The sequence below is a fragment of the Nocardioides sp. NPDC057577 genome (assembly GCF_042801335.1).
GTDB lineage: Bacteria > Actinomycetota > Actinomycetes > Propionibacteriales > Nocardioidaceae > Nocardioides.
Genome location: NZ_JBHVGB010000124.1, coordinates 1 through 17,973, shown reverse-complemented (window position 1 = coordinate 17,973; position 17,973 = coordinate 1). Strand labels below are relative to the sequence as shown.

The 17,973-nt window shown below is 69.5% G+C and carries 17 protein-coding genes and 3 tRNA genes; 4 read left to right on the top strand and 16 right to left on the bottom strand.

The features are described 5' to 3' along the window. Nucleotides 1–48: 48 nt before the first annotated feature. The 8 genes from ACFU7D_RS20990 to ACFU7D_RS20955 all read right to left on the bottom strand — a co-directional run bounded on the left by ACFU7D_RS20990 (nucleotide 49) and on the right by ACFU7D_RS20955 (nucleotide 9,739). Nucleotides 49–1,881, bottom strand: coding sequence for a bifunctional metallophosphatase/5'-nucleotidase (locus tag ACFU7D_RS20990; protein ID WP_378870724.1), 1,833 nt, complete (start codon nucleotides 1,879–1,881; stop codon nucleotides 49–51). A 107-nt stretch (nucleotides 1,882–1,988) separates the two neighbouring features. Then, complete coding sequence (locus ACFU7D_RS20985; protein WP_378732039.1) at nucleotides 1,989–3,308, bottom strand: M20 family metallopeptidase; 1,320 nt, start codon at nucleotides 3,306–3,308, stop codon at nucleotides 1,989–1,991. 24 nt (nucleotides 3,309–3,332) lie between these two features. Next, nucleotides 3,333–5,159 carry a serine hydrolase gene (locus tag ACFU7D_RS20980; protein WP_378870722.1) on the bottom strand — a complete coding sequence of 609 codons (1,827 nt, stop codon included), beginning with the start codon at nucleotides 5,157–5,159 and terminating at the stop codon, nucleotides 3,333–3,335. Between the two features lie 67 nt (nucleotides 5,160–5,226). After that, nucleotides 5,227–6,702 (bottom strand): amidase, encoded by a 1,476-nt coding sequence (locus ACFU7D_RS20975; RefSeq protein WP_378870719.1) that lies wholly within the window; start codon nucleotides 6,700–6,702, stop codon nucleotides 5,227–5,229. A 38-nt stretch (nucleotides 6,703–6,740) separates the two neighbouring features. Beyond that, complete coding sequence (gene mgrA, locus ACFU7D_RS20970; protein WP_378870716.1) at nucleotides 6,741–7,799, bottom strand: L-glyceraldehyde 3-phosphate reductase; 1,059 nt, start codon at nucleotides 7,797–7,799, stop codon at nucleotides 6,741–6,743. Beyond that, nucleotides 7,796–8,200 (bottom strand): DoxX family protein, encoded by a 405-nt coding sequence (locus tag ACFU7D_RS20965; protein WP_378870714.1) that lies wholly within the window; start codon nucleotides 8,198–8,200, stop codon nucleotides 7,796–7,798. The genes mgrA and ACFU7D_RS20965 overlap by 4 nt, the downstream gene beginning before the upstream one ends. Before the next feature lie 44 nt (nucleotides 8,201–8,244). Continuing rightward, the gene (locus ACFU7D_RS20960; protein WP_378870711.1) at nucleotides 8,245–9,507 is read right to left on the bottom strand and encodes a type II toxin-antitoxin system HipA family toxin; all 1,263 of its coding nucleotides are present in this window, start codon (nucleotides 9,505–9,507) and stop codon (nucleotides 8,245–8,247) included. Further along, on the bottom strand, nucleotides 9,500–9,739 hold the full coding sequence (locus tag ACFU7D_RS20955; protein WP_378732053.1) for a helix-turn-helix domain-containing protein: 240 nt from the start codon (nucleotides 9,737–9,739) through the stop codon (nucleotides 9,500–9,502). Before ACFU7D_RS20955 ends, ACFU7D_RS20960 begins: the two co-directional genes overlap by 8 nt. A 289-nt stretch (nucleotides 9,740–10,028) precedes the next feature. Here ACFU7D_RS20955 and ACFU7D_RS20950 point away from each other — a divergent pair. The 3 genes from ACFU7D_RS20950 (at nucleotide 10,029) to ACFU7D_RS20940 (ending at nucleotide 10,260) form a co-directional block, all read left to right on the top strand. Then, nucleotides 10,029–10,100, top strand: a tRNA-Trp gene (locus ACFU7D_RS20950). Between the two features lie 21 nt (nucleotides 10,101–10,121). Next, nucleotides 10,122–10,186: transfer RNA gene (locus tag ACFU7D_RS20945), tRNA-Met, on the top strand. 1 nt (nucleotide 10,187) lies between these two features. Then, a tRNA-Arg gene (locus tag ACFU7D_RS20940) sits at nucleotides 10,188–10,260 on the top strand. Nucleotides 10,261–10,458: 198 nt separating this feature from the next. Here the strand turns inward: ACFU7D_RS20940 and dmpG are convergent. From dmpG to ACFU7D_RS20925, 3 genes are read right to left on the bottom strand one after another with little or no spacing between them, the layout of a single operon-like run. Further along, nucleotides 10,459–11,484: a 4-hydroxy-2-oxovalerate aldolase gene (gene dmpG, locus ACFU7D_RS20935; protein ID WP_378870709.1), complete on the bottom strand. Its 1,026-nt coding sequence runs from the start codon at nucleotides 11,482–11,484 to the stop codon at nucleotides 10,459–10,461. Then, complete coding sequence (locus tag ACFU7D_RS20930; protein WP_378870727.1) at nucleotides 11,481–12,452, bottom strand: acetaldehyde dehydrogenase (acetylating); 972 nt, start codon at nucleotides 12,450–12,452, stop codon at nucleotides 11,481–11,483. Before ACFU7D_RS20930 ends, dmpG begins: the two co-directional genes overlap by 4 nt. A 5-nt stretch (nucleotides 12,453–12,457) precedes the next feature. Continuing rightward, a complete protein-coding gene (locus tag ACFU7D_RS20925) occupies nucleotides 12,458–13,285 on the bottom strand; it encodes a 2-keto-4-pentenoate hydratase (protein ID WP_378870706.1) in 828 nt (275 codons plus the stop codon). Between the two features lie 68 nt (nucleotides 13,286–13,353). On the opposite strand from ACFU7D_RS20925, the gene ACFU7D_RS20920 reads away from it, so the two are divergent. Continuing rightward, a complete protein-coding gene (locus tag ACFU7D_RS20920) occupies nucleotides 13,354–14,124 on the top strand; it encodes an IclR family transcriptional regulator (RefSeq protein ID WP_378870703.1) in 771 nt (256 codons plus the stop codon). A 6-nt stretch (nucleotides 14,125–14,130) separates the two neighbouring features. On the opposite strand, the gene ACFU7D_RS20915 is transcribed toward ACFU7D_RS20920, so the two are convergent. Genes ACFU7D_RS20915 through ACFU7D_RS20895 form a run of 5 tightly spaced genes read right to left on the bottom strand, consistent with a single transcriptional unit; the run spans nucleotide 14,131 to nucleotide 17,845 of the window. Continuing rightward, nucleotides 14,131–14,409 carry a hypothetical protein gene (locus ACFU7D_RS20915; RefSeq protein WP_378870700.1) on the bottom strand — a complete coding sequence of 93 codons (279 nt, stop codon included), beginning with the start codon at nucleotides 14,407–14,409 and terminating at the stop codon, nucleotides 14,131–14,133. Continuing rightward, on the bottom strand, nucleotides 14,406–14,939 hold the full coding sequence (locus tag ACFU7D_RS20910; RefSeq protein ID WP_378870698.1) for a GNAT family N-acetyltransferase: 534 nt from the start codon (nucleotides 14,937–14,939) through the stop codon (nucleotides 14,406–14,408). Before ACFU7D_RS20910 ends, ACFU7D_RS20915 begins: the two co-directional genes overlap by 4 nt. 52 nt (nucleotides 14,940–14,991) lie before the next feature. Next, nucleotides 14,992–16,083 carry a PDR/VanB family oxidoreductase gene (locus tag ACFU7D_RS20905; RefSeq protein WP_378870696.1) on the bottom strand — a complete coding sequence of 364 codons (1,092 nt, stop codon included), beginning with the start codon at nucleotides 16,081–16,083 and terminating at the stop codon, nucleotides 14,992–14,994. Continuing rightward, the gene (locus tag ACFU7D_RS20900; protein WP_378732073.1) at nucleotides 16,080–17,009 is read right to left on the bottom strand and encodes a metal-dependent hydrolase; all 930 of its coding nucleotides are present in this window, start codon (nucleotides 17,007–17,009) and stop codon (nucleotides 16,080–16,082) included. Before ACFU7D_RS20900 ends, ACFU7D_RS20905 begins: the two co-directional genes overlap by 4 nt. After that, nucleotides 17,006–17,845, bottom strand: coding sequence for an alpha/beta fold hydrolase (locus ACFU7D_RS20895; RefSeq protein ID WP_378870694.1), 840 nt, complete (start codon nucleotides 17,843–17,845; stop codon nucleotides 17,006–17,008). The genes ACFU7D_RS20900 and ACFU7D_RS20895 overlap by 4 nt, the downstream gene beginning before the upstream one ends. Nucleotides 17,846–17,973: the final 128 nt, after the last annotated feature.

Here is a 17,973-nt window from a genome sequence, read left to right as displayed (position 1 = left end):
GACCAGCTCTGAGCTGGTCGGGCCCGCTGCCTAGCAACGTGTCTTCGTTCAGTGGGTGCCGGTGATGCGGTCGAGCGGGCCCGGGGTGTAGGGCGAGTTCGCCTCCAGGTAGGCGGCGAAGGCGTCGATGTCGAGGCCGCCGTAGTAGGGGTCGGTGCCCTGGGTGAAGGCCGCGAAGGCGTCGCCGCCGCCCTGCAGGAAGTTGTTGGTCACGACCCGGTAGGACGCGGCCTTGTCGATCGGCTGGCCGTTGAGCGTGACCGAACCGTCGACGGGACCCGAGGGGCTGATCTGGTAGGAGAAGCCCTCCGAGACCTGCAGGATCTTGTGGGACGCGGCGTTGGCGCCGGTGACCTGCTGGGTGAGCAGGTCGTAGATGTCCTGGCCGGTCATGGTCAGCGAGACCATGAAGTTGTTGAACGGCTGGACCGTGAACGCCTCGTCGTAGGTGACGTCACCGACTGCCTCGCCGTAGGGCGAGTTGGCCGCGGTCAGGTCGGCGCGGATCCCGCCCGGGTTCATGAACGCGATCACCGGTGCCTGCCCGTTGACCACCGTCGACTGGTCGGCGAGCTGGGCGTCTGCGATGAGGTCACCGAGGGCGCTCTCGCCGGAGGCGTTGGTGGCGCGGGTGACATCGCCGGAGATCGAACCGAGCACCCGGGAGGCGATCGGGGTGACCAGCTCCTTGTAGGTGTTGATCAGCGTGGTCTGCTCCGGGGCCTTGGCCACGTCACGGGTGACGAGCAGGTTGGACCCCTTGACCGAGGAGCGCACGATGTCGCGCTTCTTGAGGTCGTACTTCAGGTTGGTCTCGGTGTAGAGCCGACCGAAGGAGGAGGCCGAGGTGACCAGACGGGACTTGCCCTTGGGGTCGGGTACGTCGCAGACGTAGGGGTTGTGGGTGTGGCCGGTGACCAGCATGTCGATCTCGGGGTCGAGGTTCTCGGCGATCGGCACGATCGGCGAGCCCGCGACCAGCTCGCCGCCGCCCTCGCAGGTGTAGTCGTACCTGGCGTTGACGTCGTAGACCTTGCCGGTGGCCGGGTCGGTCCACTTCTCCCTCGGCAGGTTCGCACCCTCGTGGATCAGGGTGACGATCGCCTTGACGCCCTTCCTCTTCAGCTTGGGCACGAGCGCGTTGGCCGTCTCGACCTCGTCCTTGAAGGTGAGGCCCTTGACCCCCTCGGCGGTGACGATGTCGGGAGTGCCCTCCAGGGTCATGCCGATGAAGCCGATCTTGACGCCGTCGACCTCCTTGATGGCGTACGACGGCAGGATCGTCTTGCCGCTCGCGTCCTCGACCACGTTGGACGCGAGGATGTCGAAGTCGGCGCCCCCGTACTCGTGGGCGGCGCAGGAGTTCTGGTTGTCCTCGCCGTCGCCGTCGTCGATGCAGCCACCCTTGGCGATGCGCTGCAGCTCCTGGTAGCCCTCGTCGAACTCATGGTTGCCGACCGAGGTCACGTCCAGGCCGAGCTTGTTGAGCGCCTCGATGGACGGCTCGTCGTGGAAGGCTGCCGAGAGCAGCGGCGAGGCGCCGATCAGGTCGCCCGCGGCGACGGTCAGCGAGCGCTTGTGACCCTTGCGGGCCTCGGCCAGGTGGGAGGCGAGGTATTCCACGCCACCGACGTTGACGGTCTCGTCGACCGGCGCACCGGTGGCCGGGTCGATGTGGTGGCCGGTGACCAGGCGCCCGCTCGAACCCGACGGCGCCTCGAGGTTGCCGTGGAAGTCGTTGAACGAGAGCAGCTGGACATCGACGAGGTGCTTCCCCGGCTTGGCAGACGCGGTCCCGACCGGGGTGGCGACTGCGGCGGCCGCGAGAGCGACGGCGGCAACGGCCACGACGGGTCGAAGCTTTCGGATGTTACGAGGCATTGCTGGGCTCCCCATCTCAGTGATCGACGAAGGGAACGATGCCCCTTCGGGTTCTTCTTGGGAAGAGGTAATCGGGTTACCGCTGCCGAATCGTCATCAACCGTTGATCACCCGAAAAATTCGGTAACGTCGACCGCCCCGCCGGCCTCCTCGAACTCGTCGCGGACCGTCTCCCGCAGCTTCGCGTCGGAGAGATAGTCGGCAGCCACCCCGGCGAGACCGTAGGCGGCATCGACGAGCACCTCGTCGGCGTACGGCGTGACCGCGGCAGCGGCGAACTCGCGGCTGTGCAGCGACACGTCGGGCTCGGCGATCTTGACCATCGCGTGCAGGCCGGGGACCCGGAAGGAGACATTGCCGAAGTCGGTGGACCCGGCGAGCATGTCCGGGACGACGCCGGGCGCGAGGACGGTGTGGTTGCGCTCCTGGTAGCGGCGGTTCCACGCCTGCGCCAGCCCGCTGTTGTTGCGGATCGGCAGGTAGACCGGCGACTCGTCCCAGCTGAACTCGACACCGCAGCCCGTCATCAGCGCCGCGCCCATCGCCATCTCCTCCAGCCGCTGGGAGAGGATCTTGAGCGTCTCGGGGTAGGCGGAGCGTACGTAGAACTGGATCGAAGCATGCTCCGGGATCACGTTGGGGCGCAGGCCGCCGTCGGTGATGATCGCGTGCACCCGGTCGGTCGGCGGCATCTGCTGCCGGTTGAGCGCGACGCCGGTGTAGAGCAGGTTGGCCGCGTCCAGGGCGTTGCGCCCCATGAACGGCTGGATGGAGGCGTGCGCCGGCACCCCGACGTACGTCACCTTCAACTGCCTGCGGCCGAGGAAGACGGGCTCGGAGCTGTCGTAGGTGAACGGGTGGACCATGATCGCCGCGTCGACGCCGTCGAAGGCGCCCTTCTGCGCCATCAGCTCCTTGCCGCCACCGCCCTCCTCGGCCGGGGTGCCGAGCCAGATCACGCGGCCACCGAGGCGGTCGATCACGCTCGCGATGGCCAGGAACGCGCCGACGCCGACGGTGGCGATCAGGTTGTGGCCGCAACCGTGGCCGATGCCGGGGAGCGCGTCGTACTCGGAGAGCACGGCGATCGTCGGACCATCCTTGGTGCCGCCGGCCGAGGCGTAGAGGGCGGTCGGGAGGCCGTAGGCTCCGCGGGCCACCTCGATGCCGTGAGCCTCGACGAACTCGGCCAGCCCTGCCGAGCTCCGGTGCTCCTCGAAGCCGGTCTCCGGGTGCTCGGCGAGGTCGTGGGAGACCGCGACCAGCTCGGGGCCCAGGTCCACGAGCTTGTCGCGGATCGCGTCCAGGATCCCCCTCGGCGCACCCGCCGAGCTCGACTCGGCCGCCTTCATGATGAGCGCCTTGGCGTCTGTCTCGTCGCGGAGCTGGTTGACCAGGAACGGGTTCGGCTGCTGCGGCTGACTCATGCCGCCGAGGCTATCGGTGATGTGTCACCGATCGCTGAGGGCCCAGCCGTCGGCGACGACACGTGCCTCGTCGGCCGGTCGCGAGGAGTCGAACAACGTACGCCGCCCCTGGCTGACCACGATCCCGTCGACGTAGATCCCGCGCCCCTGGGAGGACGAGTCGGTCTCATAGGTCCACCGCACCGCGGTCGTGCCGTCCGGGAGCTCGGCGCGGCCGCACAGCCACCGGCGGCCGCCGTAGCCGTTGACCGCCTCGCTGGTCTCCCAGCTCCAGTCGCCACCCTCGAGCGTCCAGGGCAGCGGGCTGAAGGTGGTGCCGTCGGTGGAGTACTGCAGCCGGCCGAAGTCGAAGCGCGGCTCGGTGTCGAAGCGATAGTCGAAGCGGAGCCTCGCGCCGTCGGTGGCCGCGAGCGGCACGTCGAGCGTGGCCTTCTTCGCGTTCGTACGCCCCGAGAACCACGACGTACGTCCCGTCGCCGGCCTGACGGCCGAGGCTGTGCCGAGCGCATCCGAGACGGCGCGCCGGGAGGGGTTGTTGCTGCCCCAGTCGCGGCTGGGGTGGACGCGGTTGGTCATCAGCACGACGAGCTGGTGGCCGATCGGGTCCATCACGATGCTGGTGCCGGTGTAGCCGGTGTGACCGAAGGAGACCGGGGACCAGATCGGACCGTGGTACCAGGTCGTGGCGAGCTCCCAGCCGAGGCCACGGGAGCTGCCGGGGAACTGAGCGCCGGTGTAGTCGCGCAGGCTCAGCCTGACGGTGTCCTCGTCCAGGATCCTGGTGCCGTTGTAGACGCCGCCGTTGAGGTACATCTGGCCGAACCTGGCCATGTCGGCAGCGGTCGAGAAGACGCCCGCATGACCGGCGACGCCGCCGAGCGCCCAGGCGTTCTCGTCGTGCACCTCGCCACGGATCATCGGGCGGCCGGCCCACGGCTGGTACTCGGTGGCAGCGACACGGTCGAGGCGGTCGGCGGGCGGGTTGTACATGGTGTCGCGCATCCCGAGCGGCTCGGTGATGTGGTCGCGGACGTAGACGTCGAGCGTCTTCCCCGAGAGCCGCTCGACCAGCAGCCCGAGGGTGATCAGGTTGATGTCGGAGTAGCGGTAGACCTGCTCGGGCGCGTGGGTCGGGGTCGTGTCCATGATCGCCGCGACCCGCTCCTCGTAGGTGTCGTAGCCCGCCCACAGCGACGGCGACGGGCCGGCGAGCAGGCCGGAGACGTGGGTGAGCAGGTGACGTACGAGGATCGCGTCCTTGCCGCGCGGCGCGAACTCGGGCAGGTAGGTGACCACCGGCGCCTCGAGGTCGAGGCTGCCCTGCTCCATCAGCCGGAGCACCGCGGTCGTGGTGAAGAGCTTCGACATCGAGGCGATGTCCCACATCGTGTCCAGCCCGGCCGCGACCTGCTGCTCGGCCGGGAGCTCGATGACAGCGGTGCCGTCCAAGCCGTACCGGAGCGCCTTGCCCACGCTCTCGTGGGCGACGATGACGCCGTCCTTGACCGCGACCGCGGTGGCCCCTGCGTACAGGGGGTGGGCGGGGTTCTCCGTCGTCGGCTCGAGGAACCGGGCCAGCTCGGTGCGGATCCTCGCGATCGGCGCCGGGTCGAGGCCGACCTGGCGCGCATGGCCGGGCCGCAGGACGGTGCGCGGGGTGAAGGTCAGCTCGTCCGGCGTGATCGTCGGTGGCCGGCCGGCCAGCGAGGCGAGCGTCCTGGTCGCCTTGGTCGGGTCCTCCGGGGTCGAGGCCACCGCGGCACCACCGAGGAGAGTCATCGCGACTCCGCTCAGGGTGCCGCCGAGAAGCGTGCGCCGAGAGGTCATGAGCATGTCCGGAGACGGTGTCATACCCCGATACTGCCGCTCCGGAACCCGCTTCGTGCGGGAAAGGTAATTTTCTTTCACGCACGGACCCTCAGAGCTGGGGCCAGAGCTCCGCCCACGGCTTCGCCTGCTCCAGCTGAGCAGCGACCTGCAGCAGCAGGCCGTCGTCACCGAGCTGCCCGGAGAGCTGGATGCCCAGCGGCAGTCCGGCGGCGGTCCGGTAGGTCGGCACCGAGATCGCCGGGCGCCCGGTGATGTTGGCGAGCTGGGTGTAGGGCACCCAGCCGAGGTTCTCGTCGACCAGCTGGTCGATCATCCCGGTCGCGCGCATGATCCGCCCGCCGTGCACCTTGTGCAGCACCCGCGCCGCGGTCTGGAGCGCCTTGGGCGTGGTCAGCTGCCCGACCTTCAGCGGCGGCTTCGCCAGCGTCGGCGTCAGCAGCAGGTCGTACGTCTCGTGGAACGCGCTCAGGCGGCGTACGTGGTTGCGGCGGTTGATGTGAGCGAGCTCGACGGCGACCACTCCCCCGGCCCGGCCGAGCTCGGCCACCGCCAGGGTGTCGGCCTCGAAGTCGGCGTCCTTGGCCCCGACACGGAGCTTGGCCTCCGCGACCTCGGCAGCCGCCGAGGCGAACCAGATGGTGAGGAAGTCGCGGCCGAGCTCGGCGGCGTCATAGGGCGCCTCGACCTCCTCGACCTCGTGGCCGAGCGCTTCGAGGGCCTTGGCCGCATCCTCGACGGCCGCGATCGCCTCCGGGTCGGGCGCGGTGATGGAGGACGTCGAGGTGAACCCGATCCGGAGCTTGCGTGGCGCGGTCGCGATGTCGTCCGCGAAGTCCGCACCGGGGTGCGGCGCGTGGATCATCGCCATCGGCCGGTCACCGATGAGGGCGTCGTAGAGCCCGGCCGCGTCGCGCACCGTGCGAGTCACCACGCCCTGGACGACGAAGCCGTTGGAGGCGTCCAGGCTCTGCGGTCCCAGCGGCAGCAGCCCGCGGGTGGTCTTCAGCCCGACCAGGCCGTTGCAGGCCGCCGGGATCCGGATCGACCCGCCGCCGTCGTTGGCTCCGGCGGCCGGGACGATCCCGGCGGCCACCGCGGCCCCGGAGCCACCCGAGGAGCCGCCGGGCGTGTGGTCGGTGTTCCACGGGTTGCGCGCGGCACCGAACAGCTCCGGCTCGGTGATCCCCTTCGACCCGAACTCCGGGGTGTTCGTCTTGCCGAAGATCACCAGGCCGGCGTCCAGGGCGCTCTGGGTGAAGTAGGAGTGCTCCTCGGCGACGTCGCCGACGAGCGACCGCGAGCCGTAGGTCGTCGGGTGTCCCCGGTACTCCTGCGCCAGGTCCTTGACCAGGAACGGCACCCCGGCGAACGGCCCGCTCGGGCCGTCGCCGGAGACCTGGGCATCGGCCTCGGGGATGTCCGCGACGACCGCGTTGATCCGCGGGTTCACCGCCGCCGCCCGCTCCCGCGCCGCGACCAGGACCTCGGCCGCGGTCACCTCGTGGTCAGCGACCAGCTTCGCCAGCCCGGTGGCGTCGTACGTCAGATACTCATCGACCCGCATGAGCGCAGGCTAGCGGTGATCGCGCCGCTGCGGAGGCCTCAGTTGAAGATCTCCCGGTAGTCACCCTCGACCCGGTCGCGCTTCCACAGGTCGATGCCGGTGGCCGTGGCGTACTCGTCGATCCTGGCGAGCTCGTCCGCGCTGAACTCGGGGCCGCCGACAGCACCGAGGCAGTCGGTGACCTGCTCCGGACGGGAGGCGCCGATGACGACCGAGGTCATCCGCGGATCACGCAGCGCCCAGGCGAGCGCCATCTGGGCGAGGGTCTGGCCACGGTCGGCGGCGAGGCTGTTGAGCGACTCGATGCCGGCGAGCGTCGCGGGCGTGAGCGCCTCCGGGGTCAGGAACCGCGCCTTGGCGGCACGTGAGTCCTCGGGGACGCTGCCGCCGAGGTACTTGTTCGTCAGCAGACCCTGGGCCAGTGGCGAGAACGAGATCGCACCGGCCCCGACCTCGTCGAGCGTGTCCAGCAGCCCGTCGGTCTCGAGCCAGCGGTTGAGGATCGAGTAGGAGGGCTGGTGGATCAGCAGCGGGGTGCCGAGGTCGCGCAGGATCGCCGCCGCCTCCCTGGTCAGCGCCGAGGAGTAGGAGCTCAACCCGACGTAGAGCGCCTTCCCGGACCGCACGATCTGGTCGAGAGCACCCATCGTCTCCTCCAGCGGCGTGCTGGGGTCGGGACGGTGGTGGTAGTAGATGTCGACGTAGTCGAGCCCCATCCGCTTCAGCGACTGGTCCAGGCTGGAGATCAGGTACTTCCGCGAGCCGCCGATCTTCCCATACGGCCCCGGCCACATGTCCCAGCCGGCCTTGGTCGAGATCACCAGCTCGTCACGCAGCCCGGCGAAGTCCTGGCGCAGGTGGCGGCCGAAGTTCTCCTCCGCCGAGCCGTAGGGAGGGCCGTAGTTGTTGGCCAGGTCGAAGTGCGTGATGCCCGCGTCGAAGGCCGTACGCAGGATCGCCCGCTGCCGCTCGAACGCCAGGTCGTCACCGAAGTTGTGCCACAGCCCGAGGCTGACCGCGGGCAGATCCAGGCCGCTGTGCCCGGTCCGCCGATACTGCATCGCGTCGTAGCGATCCTCTGCCGGGGCGTACGTCATGCGTCGGTCCTCTTTCCGGCGCGCAGCGCCACCTTGATCATCGGCAACTGCAACGGCAACCGTGCGACGGTGCCCGCGAAGAATCCGGCCGACTTCGCGGTCCGCTTCCGGTTCGCCCGCTTCCCCGCGTCGACGCTCATCTGCACGTTTGCCGGGAAGACCCCGACCAGCAGCGCAGCACTCGCGAGCCCCGCGATCCTGCGGGTCCGCGGGTGCAGCAACCCGAGCCCACAGACGATCTCCGCGACCCCGGAGACCTCCACCACCTTGCGCGGCTCCGGCAGCTGCGGCGGCACGATCGGCTCGAAGACCTGCGGCCTCACCAGATGCAGGGTCCCCGAACCGAGGAACAGGGCGGCCAGACCGACCAGCGGCAGGTCGAGAGAAGATTCAGTTCGCACGGGTACGACTCTTCCATAGCCGCAAAGGGCTCACCGCGGGACCGTCACAACCGTCCTCGAGATCCGCTCAGCTCCGCTCCCGCGGAACGCCCATCCCTCAGGTTGGCGGTGAAGCTACGGATGTCCTCGACCAGGCCCGGATGCGCCCCGTGCGCGGGAACTTCGACCTCGACGATCTCGGCGATGTCCGCCAGAACACCATCGACGAGCACCTCCGCATCGCGGAGTCGCCAGGAGGCGACCTCGGCGACGAGGTTGCCGCGGGTCATTGCCGCATGCTGATAGACCCCGTCGACTGCGAGCGCCAGTTCGCCGTCGTTCGGCAGATGCCGCTGTGGGACTACGTCGTAGGCGGGAGCGATCTCGACCGAGCCGTCCGGATGATGGAGAATCGAGATGTTCTTCGCGTGCATGTCCAGGTTTCCGATGGCCGCCGCCAGCACGGTCATCCGGGCCAGCTTCCGCAGCGAGGCGGAGTCACCGAGCGCACGGAACTCACCGGCGATCCGCTTCAGCGAGACCTTGCCTCCGTACTTCTGATACTTCTGATCTCCTCGAGCACCCAGGACCTGGTTGAAGTCCTCCTGGTGCACTCGACTCGGGACACCATCGACCGCATCGCCCCGGTCATACCGCTCGATCACCAGCGCCGGCACGCCCGCGAACTCCTCGATGAACGTGTCGTACGTCGTCAGCCCCAAGGCCTGCGCGAACCGAGCGCCATACTCCTCGTCGTAGATCATCGACGGGAAGTCAGTGGTGACCGGCTTGAGGATGTGCGTGGACGGATACCCGTCCAGCGCTCGGTGCCAGCCGTGCTCGTCGCGCACCAGGACGATCTTGTCCTGAACCCCGGCGAGCGACGTCTTGCCACCGACCGGCTTGTTGGCGAGCGGGAAGGAGCTCACCTCGCCGAGAAGATCCGCGACACCTTGCTCACCGACCGGTTCGAGCTTCGGGATCCGCGGTTCGCCAGGAACCTCCGGGTCCCAGATCTGCAGCGCCCCCGCGACGTCTCGCCCATAGGCCCGCAGCAGTCCGATCACATCGCGCTCACTGACGTCGGCCATCGCCGCGAGCCTCGACCGCATCCGACCTTCGGGAAGCATCTCGGCAAAGAAGTTCTGCCGTCGCGGCTTCCGCCCGCGCGGCGCGACCGGGGCCAGCGGAACTGCCAGCGAGAGGACCGTGCTGTCCAGGCCGTACGTCTCCACCGCCTCGGCAGAGGCGATGAAGTCGTACGTCGTGCTCGACCCGGCCAGCCGACCGATCGGCTGGCCGTAGAGCTCGACGACGAGGTCACTCATCGTCGCTCCTGGGCTCGATGGTGGCCGTCAGCTCGGTCCCGGTCTCCCGCATGAGCGCGAACAGCCGCTCGACGAAGATCGACGGCTTGCCCGCCTCGATCTCCCAGATGTAGCGCTGCGTCGTTCCGATCCTCGCCGCGAGCTCACGCTGACTCCACCCGTTGAGCAGGCGCGCCTGCTGCAGGATCCGCCCGAGCGACTCCGGGCTGGTGACCTTTCCGGTGTACGACATGAGCACCTCCTACGACTACGATAACGTATTCAGGTCCTTTGACTACGAAAACGTAGTCGAAGGACCTGACTCCCTTTTCGTAGTCACGGCGCCATATCGGGATATCGCGATAAACCAGTTGGCGCCCACACGAGCGGCTGCGTAGCGTGGTGGTCATCGAGCGCAGCACCGAGCCGCGCGGATCCAAGGAGGTGGAGCAGTGGGACACATGCCGACTGCCCGTCGCTGGCGACGCCACCTCCAGGAGCGAGCCCTGTAACAGCCGATCCGGCACAGAGCTCGCCTGCATCTGGGTGAGCCAACGGATAGGCGGCTGGTCTCCAAAACCGGCGGAAAGTGGGTTCGACTCCCACCGCCCGGGCTTTAGACCTTGATTCGACGCGGGTGTCCGGCGACGCCTTGGGCCTCATAAGCCCGATGGTCCTGGTTCGACTCCAGGCCCCGCCACGCCCTCGTGGTCCAACGGACTACGACGCCGGCCTACGAAGCCGGAGATGGAGGTTCGACTCCTCCCGAGGGCACGTACGTCCCGCTCAGACCTGCGCCACCGATCGCAACTTCCACACATATGTGCCGAAGTTGCGGCTTCAGTCACACGGTGGCCCGTCATTTCCGTGCATGTGCATGGAAATGGCGAGCGACGGTTCATCCAAGCCTGACGTGGGAGTCCCGAAGTCACCTAGTGACCTCAGGACTCCCACGTCGTTCCGCTGAGTCGGCTAGGCGCCCGCGGCCTCGCGCTCCTCGAGCTTCGTGAGGCAGATGTCGACGATCATGTCTTCCTGGCCGCCGACCAGGCCCCGGCGGCCGCACTCCATGAGGATGTCGCGGGTGTCGACGCCATAGCGGGCGGAGGCGTTCTCGGCGTGGCGGAGGAAGGACGAGTAGACGCCGGCGTAGCCCATCGTCAACGTCTCGCGGTCGACTCGGACAGGACGGTCCTGGAGGGGCCGGACGATGTCGTCGGCGGCGTCCTGGAGCTTGAACAGGTCGCAGTTGTGCTTGAAGTCCGACAGGTTGGCGACCGCGATGAACGCCTCGATCGGGCAGTTGCCGGCGCCGGCGCCGTGGCCGGCAAGGGACGCGTCGACGCGGTAGACGCCGTTCTCGACCGCGACGACCGAGTTGGCCACCGAGAGCGAGAGGTTCTCGTGGGCGTGGATGCCGATCTCGGTCTCGTCGTCGAGGACGTCGCGGTAGGCGCGGGCGCGGTCGCGTACGTCGTTCATCGTCAGTCGGCCGCCGGAGTCGGTGATGTAGACGCAGTGGGCGCCGTAGGACTCCATCAGCTTGGCCTGCTGCGCCACCACCTCGACCGGCGCCATGTGGTTGAGCATCAGGAACCCGGAGACGTCCATCCCCATCTCGCGAGCCGCGGCGATGTGCTGGGCCGAGACGTCGGCCTCGGTGCAATGGGTCGCGACCCGCACCGACCGCACGCCGAGATCGTAGGCCCGACGCAGGTCCTCGATCGTGCCGACGCCGGGGAGCAGCAGGGTGGTCAGGCGGGCGTTCTTGATGACCGAGGCAGCCGCCTCGATCCACTCCCAGTCGGAGTTGGAGCCGGGGCCGTAGTTGATCGAGCCGCCGGTCAGGCCGTCGCCGTGGGCGACCTCGATGGCGTCGACGCCGGCCTCGTCGGCGGCGATGACGATCCGCTTGACGTCCTCGGGGGTGATCCGGTGGCGTACGGCGTGCATGCCGTCGCGCAGCGAGACTTCCTGAACATAGATGGGCGTGCTCATCGCGCGGCCTCCTTGGCAGCGATCCGCTCGGCCATCTGCAGCGCGGCCGAGGTCATGATGTCGAGGTTCCCCGCGTACGCAGGGAGGTAGTGCGCGGCGCCCTCGACCTCGAGGAACACCGACACCTGGTGCGTGGGCCGGGTCGTCTCGCCTTCCGCCAGGAGCGTCTCCACCGGCTGGTCGTCGGGGATCTCCTGCACCTGGACCTTCTGCTTGAGCCGGTAGCCGGGAACGTACGCAGCGACGTCACCGACCATCTTCTCGACCGACTCGGTGATCTCCGCGGTCAGCTCCTCCAGCGAGCGGGACCCGCCCTCGACCAGCGCATACACCGTGTCGCGCATGATCAGCGGCGGCTCGGCCGGGTTGAGGATGATGATCGCCTTGCCGCGCTTGGCGCCGCCGACCTGCACGATCGCGCCCGAGGTGGTCTCGGTGAACTCGTCGATGTTGGCCCGGGTGCCGGGGCCGGCCGACTTCGAGGAGATCGAGGCGACGATCTCTCCGTAGGCCACGGGTACGACCCGCGCGACCGCGGCCACGATCGGGATCGTCGCCTGCCCGCCGCAGGTCACCATGTTCACGTTCGGGGCGTCGATGTGCTCGTCGATGTTGACGGCCGGGATGACGTACGGCCCGATCGCCGCGGGGGTGAGGTCGATCAGCCGCTTGCCGTAGGGCTCGAGAGCGGCCGCGTTGGCGACGTGGGCCTTGGCCGAGGTGGCGTCGAAGACGATCTCGATGTCGTCGAAGTCCGGCAGCCCGATCAGCCCCTCGACGCCCTCGGCGGTCGTCGCGAAGCCGAACTTCGCCGCGCGCGCGAGGCCGTCGGAGGCCGGGTCGATCCCGACCATCGCGCCCATCTCCAGGTGCTGTGAGGTCCGCATCACCTTGATCATCAGATCGGTGCCGATGTTGCCCGACCCGATGATCGCCACTTTCGACTTGGCTGTGCTCTCGTTTGGCATGGACGTCACTTCCCTACGGTGAAAGCCACCGAGCCGAGGCCCGACACGGTGGAACGAACGGTGTTGCCCGGGGCGATCGGCCGCATCGGCCCGAGCGCACCGGAGAGGATGAGCTGGCCGGCACGCAGCGGCTCACCGAAGTCACGGGCATAGCGAGCCAGCCACTGGACCGCGTTGACCGGGTCACCCAGGCAGGCGGCGCCGGTGCCGGTCGAGACCTCCTCGTCGTCGATCGACATCGACATCGAGACGTCCTTGGGCTCGAACTCGTCCAGCCGCCGGCGCTCGGTCCCGAGGACGTAGGCACCCGCGGAGGCGTTGTCCGCGACGGTGTCGCCGAAGGCGATCTTCCAGTCGGCGATGCGTGACCCACAGATCTCGATCGCGGCGACGGCGTAGTCGATGGCCTCCCGGACCTGGTCGTAGCTCAGGTCACCCTCTGCCAGGTCCGAGGCGAGGACGAAGGCGATCTCGGCCTCGGCCCGCGGCTGCAGGATCGCGTCGGCCGGGAGCACGTCGCCGTCCGCGTACGCCATGTCGTCGAAGAGCACGCCGAAGTCGGGGGTGTCCACGCCGATCTGCTCCTGCACCGCCTTGGAGGTGAGCCCGATCTTGCGGCCCACGATCTTCGCCCCGCCGGCGAGCCGGCCGGCGGTGAGCCGCTCCTGGATCGCGTACGCGGTCGCCAGATCGGTCGCATCGAGCAGGTCCCGCATCGGCGGCACGGGAGTGCCCGTGGCGGCTGCGGTCAGCAGCCGGTCGGCGGCGGCCGCGACGGCAGCGGAGCTGCCGGCGCCGCCGGCGACCTCGGGCGAGGAGGTCACTTCGTTCATGCGACCACGGTCTCAGCAGATGGCCGCAGCACGACGGCGCGCGTCCCGCTGACCGGTACGGTGATCCCATGCCGCACCAGCCTGCCGATCTCGACACCGTGCTCGGCAAGGCGGTGACCATCCTGCGGGCCTTCACGGTCGACGACCAGGTGCTCTCCCTGGCCGAGCTCGTCCGCCGCACCGGACTCCCGAAGGCGACCGCCCACCGCGTCGCCGGCGACCTGGTCACCAATCGCCTCCTGGACCGCACCAACCTCGGCTACCGCCTCTCCGGTGGCCTCTTCGAGCTCGGCATGCGGGCCTCGGTCGAGCGCTCGCTCCTGGAGCTGGCGATGCCGTTCCTCCAGGACCTCTACGAGCGCACCCACGAGACCGTCCATCTGGGCGTCCGCGAGGGCCACGACGTCGTCTACGTCGCCAAGATCGGCGGCCACCGTCAGGCGAAGTCACCCTCCCGGCCGGGCGGCCGGATGCCGGTCCACTGCACCGCGATCGGCAAGGTCCTGCTCGCCTACGCCGACGCCGAGGCGCAGCAGGAGATTCTCAGCAGCCCCCTCGAACGACGTACGCCTCACACCATCGTCGCGCCCGGCCTGCTGGAGCGGCAGCTCGCTGCCGTGCTCGAGAACGGCGTCGCCTTCGAGCGCGAGGAGTCGGCCGCCGGGCTGCAGTGCATCGCGGCTCCGGTCCTCGCCGAGGGCGGCGACAAGGCGCTGGCCGCGATCAGCGTCACCGGCCCGGTGGGTCGCTTCCGGCCCGAGGCCCATGTGGCCCTCGTCCGGGCCGCGGCCCAGGGCCTCACGAGCCTGGCGAGTCGCCGACGTTCGCTGTCCAGCTGAGACGGGTCAGTCGGTGCGCGCCGGAGGCAGGTCGGCCAACCGGGCGTCCGGGTGCGCCCGGACCGCGTCGAGGAGCTCCAGCCAGCCCCGCCCGACCTCGTCGAGCCTGTCCTCGGAGACGAGCCGGAAGGCAGCCGCGCGCAGCACGTCGACGTCCACCTCAGGCGTACGTCCGGTCGTCCGCAACATCGTCAGCACCCCCTCGACCAGCTCGGCGGACACGGCGGAGTCGCCGTCCAGCGCCCACTCCACCTCGCCCTCGGTGGCGACCCCGTCCGCGCTCACAGCTTGACCCAGTAGCGGCGGGTGGGCCCGTAGCCGTACGCAGCCGCGTCGATGACGTCCTGAAGCTCGCCGCCCTGGGACTCGATGGTGCGTGCGGAGGCCTCGTTGTCGTCGTCGCACGTGATCAGCACCCGCTCCAGGCCGAGCCCGCGGGCCTCCTCGAGGACCAGCCCGAGCGCCCTCCCCGCGTGACCGCGGCGGCGGGCCGAGGAGCACACCGAGTAGCCGATGTGGCCGCCGACGTTCTCCAGGAACTCGTTGAGCGCGTGCCGGAGCTGGATGAACCCGACCACCTCGGAGCCCTCGGTGATCCAGAACGCGGAGGCGTGCACCCGGCCGGCCGGCGGCGGCACCGACAGATCCCGGTCCCGAGCGGTCTTCGCGACCAGCCGCTCGCACGCCTCCCGGCTCACGTCGGCGGCCTCCTCGTCGGGGATGGAGGCGCCGTCGACATGAGCCCCGCCGAACTCGGCGACACACGCCGCCCAGGAGTCGTAGAGATCGATCGTGGGAACGGCGAGGGCAGTCATGTCGCACAGGACATCAGCCCGCCGCCCGCCGAGCAAACCGTTATCGCCGGCCTCAGCCGTCGATCACCACGGTCCCCTTCGCGCGCGAGACGCAGAGGATCATGTGGCCATCGCGCTCGTAGTCGGCGAGGGCGTGGTCACGGTGCTCCACCTCCCCCTCCAGCACCCGCACCCGGCAGGTGCCGCAGAACCCCTGCTGGCACGAGTACGCCTGGGCCGGCCGCACCCGGCGGACCGCCGTCAGCGCCGACTCCGAAGAGCCCACCTCGACCTCGACGTCGGAGTCCTCGAGCCTCACCCGGAACGGGCTTCCGCCGAGCACCGGCGGCGGCGAGAACCGCTCGTAGTGCAGCGTGTCGATCAGCGGGTCGGGGATCTGCGCGCGGATCGCGTCGATCATCGGCATCGGACCGCAGCAGTAGAGCGCGGCCCCCTCGGGCGCCAGCGAGATGATCTTGGCCGCGTCGGGACGGCGCCCTGAACCTGGGGCCATCTCGTCGTCGGGCCACACCTGGATCTCGTGGTGGCCGACGATCTCCCGGACCTCCGCCAGGAACGGCATCGTCTCGCGCGAGCGACCGGTGTAGACGAACTCGTACGGCACACCCCGCCGCACCACGTCGCGCAGCATCGGCAGGATCGGGGTGATCCCGATGCCGCCGGCGACGAAGAGGTAGCCGGCGGGCGAGTCGACGAACGGGAAGGCGTTGCGCGGCCCCTTCAGGACCAGCCGGTCGCCGACGGAGAGGTAGTGCGCCTCGACGGACCCACCGCCTCCGCCCGCGGTCGGCTCGATCCGACGCACGCTGATCCGGTAGGCGGAGAGGTCGTCGGGGTCGGAGTTGAGCGAGTACTGCCGCAGCCGGCCGCTGGGCAGCACCACGTCGACGTGCGCACCCGGGTCCCAGGGCGGCAGGTCTCCCCCGCCCTCGGCAACGAACCAGATCGCCTTGACGTCGAGACCCTCCACGTCGATCCGGCTGACGCGTACGTGCAGATCCCGGTCGATCCGCCCGAGCGGCTTGCGGCGCCGCCAGGAGCGGTAGGCCGCCTTGGTCCAGTAGCCTCCGACGACTGCCTCGAAGCCCCGGTAGAGCCGCGAGTCGGGGATGTCCGGGACCACGTAGTGCGCGGGCTTGGTCACTGCCCCTCCGCGAGGGCGTCAGCCCGCAGCGCCGCCGGCGACTTGGCCAGATAGCTCACCGCCTGGGCGGTCGAACCCTCCGCCGACGGGTCGTAGTTGGGCAGGAAGAACTTCCAGGTCGCCCATCCGATGCGTACGACCCCCGGCACCAGCCCGCGACGCTCGGCGTCGATCAGCTGGAACAGCCGTGCCTTCGGCCGCTTGGCCGGCGGCTGTGCCGGATCGAGCGGGGTCGGGTCGTGGTCCATCAGGTAGCCGGCGCCTCGCCACCACAGGACGAGAAGCGCGGTGCCGCCGAGCAGGTAGGAGCGGACCCGGCGGCTGTAGCGCCCGTCGACATGCTGGAAGACGTCGTAGGCGACGTTGCGGTGCTCGACCTCCTCGGCGCCGTGCCAGCGCAGCAGGTCGAGCATCGTCTCGTCGGCGCCGGCCGCGTCGAGCGCGGGCGAGTTGAGCACCCAGTTGCCGAGCACGGCGGTGAGGTGCTCGAGTCCCGCGATGATCGCGGCACGCTCGATCAGCCACTCCTCCTTGGCCCGGCCGGTCAGGTCGCGGTCACCCAGGATCTTGCGGAACAGCGCCTCGATCTCGGCCGCGAACGGACGCACGTCGAGGCCGTTGTCGGTGAAGTAGTCCTGCACCTCCTGGTGGGCGGCGGCGTGCACGCCCTCCTGGCCGATGAAGCCGATCACGTCCTCGCGCAGCTGGTCGTCCTCGATCAGCGGCAGGATCTCGGAGAACACCTTGACGAACCACCGCTCGCCCTCGGGCAGCAGCAGATGCAGCACGTTGACATAGTGAGAGGCGAAGACCTCCCCCGGGATCCACACCAGCGGCAGCTTGCTCCAGTCGAACTTCACGTTCCGCGGGTGGAGAGCCACCTTGGCCGGCTCGTGCCCGCGCTTGCTCTTCGTGCTCTCGCTCATCGCACACTCGCCTTCTCGATGAAGGCCGCGATCTCGCCTGCGACCAGCTCCGGATCCGCGGCCACCACCCAGTGTCCGCCGTCGATGACCTGGGTGACCAGGGACGTTGCGTACGCCCGGGGCGCCTCGGTCTGCAGCGGCACCGTCACGTAGTCGTCGCCGCGCGGGGCGAGCACCAGGACCGGCACCTGCGTCGACCGCGGCTCCGGACGGAGCAGCTTGCCGAGGAAGTTGGCGCGGTAGAGCTCCACCCCGTTGACCTGGTCCTTCGTCGGTCGTGGCCCGCCGCCGACGAACCGGGCGAGCAGCCCCGAGCGCACCATCGCCTCGGGCAGCAGCGGCAGCTGGAAGGCGAAGACGTACCAGGAGTGGGCCAGCTGCCGCAGCGAGCTCCCCAGGTGGGCCCGCTCGCGCAGCCAGGCGGTCGCCATCCCCAGGTCGGGCCCCGAGATCGAGACGTACGTCGCGATCCGGCTGCTCAGCGCCGGGTCGGTCACCGACTCCCAGGTCTGGATCGAGCCCCAGTCGTGTGCCGCGACGTGCACCGGCGTGTCGGGCGAGACGGCGTCGATGACCGCCTTGAAGTCCGCGGAGAGCTGCGCCAGCCGGTAGCCGGCGGTCGAGTCGGGAACCCCGGACCCACCCGTGCCGCGTACGTCATAGGCGACGACGTGGAAGCGCTCGGCGAGCACCTTGGCGACCCCGTCCCAGACGGAGTGGTTGTCGGGGTAGCCATGGACGAGCACCACGGTCTCCGCGCCGGCCGGCCCCTGCTCATAGACCGCGAGCTCCAGCCCGTCGGTGGTCCGGACCAGCCGTGTGGTCACCTCGATCACGCTTCCTCCTTCGTTCGCGGACGGACGTCTCACCAACAGATTAATGAGACACCGTGTCCGCGAACAATAGCAAGCACCGATCCCGGATCCCGGAAAAAGACCGGCCCGCCGCAGACATGGTCTGCGGC

Coding starts and splice junctions, on each gene's coding strand:
- ACFU7D_RS20930 (WP_378870727.1), bottom strand. CDS start 12,452: ATGCCAAACGAGAGCACAGCCAAGTCGAAAGTGGCGATCATCGGGTCG.
- ACFU7D_RS20960 (WP_378870711.1), bottom strand. CDS start 9,507: ATGAGTGACCTCGTCGTCGAGCTCTACGGCCAGCCGATCGGTCGGCTG.
- mgrA (WP_378870716.1), bottom strand. CDS start 7,799: ATGACGTACGCCCCGGCAGAGGATCGCTACGACGCGATGCAGTATCGG.
- ACFU7D_RS20920 (WP_378870703.1), top strand. CDS start 13,354: ATGCCGCACCAGCCTGCCGATCTCGACACCGTGCTCGGCAAGGCGGTG.
- dmpG (WP_378870709.1), bottom strand. CDS start 11,484: ATGAGCACGCCCATCTATGTTCAGGAAGTCTCGCTGCGCGACGGCATG.
- ACFU7D_RS20985 (WP_378732039.1), bottom strand. CDS start 3,308: ATGAGTCAGCCGCAGCAGCCGAACCCGTTCCTGGTCAACCAGCTCCGC.
- ACFU7D_RS20925 (WP_378870706.1), bottom strand. CDS start 13,285: ATGAACGAAGTGACCTCCTCGCCCGAGGTCGCCGGCGGCGCCGGCAGC.
- ACFU7D_RS20955 (WP_378732053.1), bottom strand. CDS start 9,739: ATGTCGTACACCGGAAAGGTCACCAGCCCGGAGTCGCTCGGGCGGATC.
- ACFU7D_RS20910 (WP_378870698.1), bottom strand. CDS start 14,939: ATGACTGCCCTCGCCGTTCCCACGATCGATCTCTACGACTCCTGGGCG.
- ACFU7D_RS20990 (WP_378870724.1), bottom strand. CDS start 1,881: ATGCCTCGTAACATCCGAAAGCTTCGACCCGTCGTGGCCGTTGCCGCC.
- ACFU7D_RS20900 (WP_378732073.1), bottom strand. CDS start 17,009: ATGAGCGAGAGCACGAAGAGCAAGCGCGGGCACGAGCCGGCCAAGGTG.
- ACFU7D_RS20980 (WP_378870722.1), bottom strand. CDS start 5,159: ATGACACCGTCTCCGGACATGCTCATGACCTCTCGGCGCACGCTTCTC.
- ACFU7D_RS20975 (WP_378870719.1), bottom strand. CDS start 6,702: ATGCGGGTCGATGAGTATCTGACGTACGACGCCACCGGGCTGGCGAAG.